The organism is Desulfobacter sp., assembly GCF_050177295.1.
Genome location: NZ_JBFXHE010000097.1, coordinates 8116 through 12138 on the forward strand (window position 1 = coordinate 8116; position 4023 = coordinate 12138).

General features: G+C 50.5%; 5 protein-coding genes. 2 read left to right on the forward strand and 3 right to left on the reverse strand.

Going from position 1 to position 4023, the window contains the following annotated elements; all coding sequences use genetic code 11:
* The first annotated feature begins 42 nt into the window (after positions 1–42).
* A complete protein-coding gene (locus AB7U36_RS09265; RefSeq protein ID WP_428159503.1) occupies positions 43–558 on the forward strand; it encodes a CarD family transcriptional regulator in 516 nt (171 codons plus the stop codon).
* A 45-nt stretch (positions 559–603) separates the two neighbouring features.
* Positions 604–1563, forward strand: a complete 960-nt coding sequence (locus AB7U36_RS09270) for an RluA family pseudouridine synthase (RefSeq protein ID WP_428159499.1) — start codon at positions 604–606, stop codon at positions 1561–1563.
* Positions 1564–1574: 11 nt separating this feature from the next.
* Here the strand turns inward: AB7U36_RS09270 and AB7U36_RS09275 are convergent, their stop codons facing one another.
* The 3 genes from AB7U36_RS09275 to AB7U36_RS09285 are packed head-to-tail and all read right to left on the reverse strand — an operon-like array spanning position 1575 to position 3691.
* Entirely contained in the window at positions 1575–2336 is a 762-nt protein-coding gene (locus AB7U36_RS09275) for an RNA methyltransferase (RefSeq protein WP_428159500.1), read from the reverse strand.
* The gene (gene dtd / locus AB7U36_RS09280) at positions 2326–2790 is read right to left on the reverse strand and encodes a D-aminoacyl-tRNA deacylase (RefSeq protein WP_428159501.1); all 465 of its coding nucleotides are present in this window, start codon (positions 2788–2790) and stop codon (positions 2326–2328) included. The genes AB7U36_RS09275 and dtd overlap by 11 nt, the downstream gene beginning before the upstream one ends.
* A 46-nt stretch (positions 2791–2836) precedes the next feature.
* Positions 2837–3691: a histidinol-phosphatase gene (locus tag AB7U36_RS09285; protein ID WP_428159502.1), complete on the reverse strand. Its 855-nt coding sequence runs from the start codon at positions 3689–3691 to the stop codon at positions 2837–2839.
* Positions 3692–4023: the final 332 nt, after the last annotated feature.

The following is a 4023-nucleotide window of genomic DNA, read 5'->3' on the forward strand; positions in this document are numbered from 1 at the left end:
CAATCTGGGGCAATCCAATCTGGGGCAATCCAATCTGGGGCAATCAGGGCTGAAGTAACTGGTAAGTCAACCAAAAAAGCGTTTTCAAAAGGCGACATGGCGGTCTATCCTGCACACGGTGTCGGCTGTATTGAATCCATCGAAAGCCAGGAAATAAATGGGGATACCATGAGTTTCTACATGATGAAAATTGTGGAAAACGGTATGACAATCATGATTCCGACATCCAATGTTGAATCCGTGGGTTTGCGGGAAGTCATTCCTGAGACTGAGGTGCCCCAGGTTTACGAGGTTATGCAGAAAAAGACCCAGGCCAGTGACAACCAGACCTGGAACCGCCGTTACAGAGAGTACATGGATAAGATAAAAACCGGTTCCATTTATGATGTGGCTGAGGTATTCAGGGATCTTTTCCAGCTTAAGCTTGCAAAAGACCTGAGCTTTGGCGAAAGAAAACTTCTTGATACTGCCCAGAATCTTCTGGTCCAGGAGCTTTCCATGGCCAAGGATGTTGATGAAGCGCTCATGATAAAAGAGATTGAAAATCTGTTCAGCTAAACCCCTTGATCCTGATGACACAAACAACCCGGCAGGTGTCAATCCATGCCGGGTTTGTATTTTTTCATGCGCCTGAAGATAGAAATTTCGCCGGATCAGGCGGGTGCCAGGCTTGACCAGGCAGTAGCAGCTCATTCCCAGTCCCGGATATCCCGCTCCAGGGCTGCACACCTGATTTCCCAAGGGTTGATCATGGTGAACCACGGGTGTAAACGCCCCGGTTATAAAGTTAAACTAAAAGACCTGGTTGAAGGGGATATCCCTTCACCAGATCAACAGGACAGAAAAGCCCTTCTCCCGGAATCCATCCCTTTGAATATCCTTTACGAGGATGACTATATTCTTATGATTGATAAGCCTGCAGGCCTTGTGGTGCATCCCGGGGCAGGGAATGATTCCGGTACCCTGGTCAACGGCTTAATTGGCCACCATCCGGGTTTCAGGGAACAAGGCTGGGACCGGGACCGGCCAGGTATTGTTCACCGTCTGGACAAAGATACCTCCGGTCTTATGGTCATTGCCAAAACCCTGAAGTCCCTTGAATTTCTCCAAAAGGAATTTAAGCAAAGGCGGGTGGAAAAACATTACCTGGCCCTGGTCCGGGGAGAAAATATCCCGGATGCGGGGGTGATTGAGCGCCCCATTGGCCGGCACCCTTTTCATCGCAAACGCATGACTGTTCTGGATGAGAACGGCAGATACGCAAAAACCCGGTTCAGTGTAATCAAACGTTTTCGTTCAGGGTGTCTTATGGATATCCGGCTTTATACCGGCAGAACCCATCAGATTCGCGTCCATTTTTATGACCAGGGTATGCCCCTTTTCGGCGATTGCATTTACCAGCCGCGATCATCTATGAAAAAAGTCCCCGGGGTGCCGCGTCAGATGCTTCATTCCTGGACCTTGTCCTTTCGTCACCCTTATTCAGGTGTGCGCCTGTATTTTGACGCGCCCATGCCCGAAGATTTCAAAACCGCTTTGCTGCATCTGTCCGATGCACCCTGATTTTTTTCGGCTTACGTTGCCTGATTTAACCGGCGCTGGGATTCGGTCCAGTCAATGCGGCTTAAAAGCCCCCGGATAATTCTGATATCCCTGGATGACAGACCTGCGTTAGAGAAAATTCTGCGATAGGTCCGCAGTAGATGATCCGGGTTCTGGGGGTCCAGGTAATCAATATCCAAAAGCGTTTTTTTCATGTGGGCAAACATGGATTCAAGTGCTTCTCCCCGGGCAGGGTCTTTAACCCCGGGGTCATGAAAATTTTTTGCAGCCCCGGATTTAAGGGATGCTTCGTAAAGCAGCACTGCCAGGGCGTGGCTCAGATTCATGGACGGGTAGCGGTCATGGGTGGGAATGGTGATAAAATACCGGCACAGGTCCAGATCCTTTGTCTCAAGTCCGGTATCCTCCGGTCCCATAACCAGGGCGCTGTGATGTTCCTGTCTTTGGGCTTGAATCCGTGCCCCTGCCGTGGCAGGTGTAAAAAATCCTTTTCTGTACTTGCCGAACCTGCGGGTGGTGCCATAGGCGGAATGGACGTCAAAAAGCGCCTGTTCAAGGGTGTCAAATATTTGTGCCTGTTCAAGGATATGAAAGGCGGACAGGGCCATTTTTTTTGATTCAAGGGACTTATAGGCTTTGCAGGGGCTGACCAGCCGCAACCGGGTGCAGCCGAAGTTCATCATGACCCGGCTCACCGCACCAATATTGATGGGGCCCTGGGGGCGGACCAGGATAATACTGAGATGGTCCATGGTATTTTTATCACTGGGCATTGGATTTTCCGTTTCCGGGGGATTCCAGAATCAGGGTGACAGGCCCCTGGTTGATTAATGATACATCCATATTGGCCTGGAATTTTCCTTTTTTGACGGCAACGCCCAGTGCGTCCGCCCTTGCGGCAAAAAAACGGTAAAGCCGGCATGCCGGTTCAAGGGGGGCTGCATCCGTGAACGAGGGACGCCGTCCCTTGCGGCAGTCTCCCATAATCGTGAACTGGGAAACCACCAGAAGTTCGCCGTTGATATCAAGAAGAGACCGGTTCATTTTTCCCTTGTCATCTTCAAAAATTCTTAGGTTTATGATTTTGTCCACCAGGTATTCGGCATCTTTTTCTTTGTCGCCACGGGCCACGCCCAAAAGCACCACAAGTCCTGTTCCAATGCTGGATATGATCGTATTGTCTATGGTAACATGGGCTTTTTTAACCCGTTGAACAACGGCTTTCATGGGCCTCCTTAAGATTTGTCCGTTTTAAATCCGGAAGATAAAAAATTCAGGCGGGCGTCATGCACCGTGGTCTGGGCCAGTTTGTGGAAAAGCCCATATCTTTTAAGGATTGAACGGCCCAGCCCACAAACATGCCTGCCTGTTCCTTGCTGTGTGCGTCATCTCCGGGGACAACGGGAATTTCCAGGGCCTTTGCCCTGGCCAGAATTGCCGGGGAAAGATAGGGTGTTTTTTCTCCTTTGGCAAGGGGGCGCAGGTTGTAATCCAGCACCAGTCCCAGGGCCTTGACCGCAGAAAGATTGCGCTGGATGCGCTCACTGATTTCGGGGTTCTCAAGCCGCGCTTCAAAGTCAGGATCGTAAATGCGTATGAGATCAAAATGGCCCACAACAAAGGGATGCAGGTCCAGGATCATTTCATACTGGGTGTCAAAATAGGCCATATACATGGCGTCAAAGCCGTTGAAATCCTTTGCAATGGCCTCATAGTCCTGCCTGGAATAGTCAAAACATCTGTCATTGAGATGGTGGACCGAGCCCACAATATAGTCGGGATTAAATTCCCGGATCAATGACCGCACCCGTGCGGGGCTTCCAGTGACGGTTTCGGTCTCAAACCCCTTAAATATCATGATATCTGACTTATATTTTTGCTTAAGCCGTTCCAGTTCAAGGAAATACCTTGCAAACCGGTCTTCAAGGTCCTTGACTGAAAGGCCTTGCTTAATCTCATCCGGGTAGAGGAACCGGTGTCCGGGCGGGGGCATGTGCTCACTGATGCCCACGGCTTTTAGTCCTTTGCTGATATAGGCTTTTATCAGGTCTTCAAGGCTGTCCCGGGCATGGCAGCAGAACTGGCCTGAATGGCCGCCATGGAGGGATATAAGTTCGGAATCAATCATTTCAGCGGACTTTAACACCAAGCCGGGGCTAAATCAAGGTAAAGAAGCGTTCTCGGCGGAAACGCCTGATTCCGGTTCCCCGCCGCCGCCAAGAGCCTTGTAGAGCCGGATCAGATTGCGTGTAATGGAACTTTGGCTCTCACCATATGTGGCGCACAAAAAAATGACACGTCACTTATTCTTGCCACAGGGCAATGCAGGTTTCGGGGTGCGACCGGCATGGTTGTGAACTAGCTGGTGTAAGTCCAGCCATAGCCCTTGAAAGGAGGGAATATGTAGGCAAAGGCAAGGGTGCCCGAAGAAACTTTCCGAATCTGCCCGAGGAGGGATAA

Excerpts from the sequence above, each read along its gene's own strand:
- AB7U36_RS09270 (WP_428159499.1), top strand. The coding sequence starts at position 604 with ATGCCGGGTTTGTATTTTTTCATGCGCCTGAAGATAGAAATTTCGCCG.
- AB7U36_RS09275 (WP_428159500.1), bottom strand. The coding sequence starts at position 2,336 with ATGCCCAGTGATAAAAATACCATGGACCATCTCAGTATTATCCTGGTC.
- dtd (WP_428159501.1), bottom strand. The coding sequence starts at position 2,790 with ATGAAAGCCGTTGTTCAACGGGTTAAAAAAGCCCATGTTACCATAGAC.
- AB7U36_RS09285 (WP_428159502.1), bottom strand. The coding sequence starts at position 3,691 with ATGATTGATTCCGAACTTATATCCCTCCATGGCGGCCATTCAGGCCAG.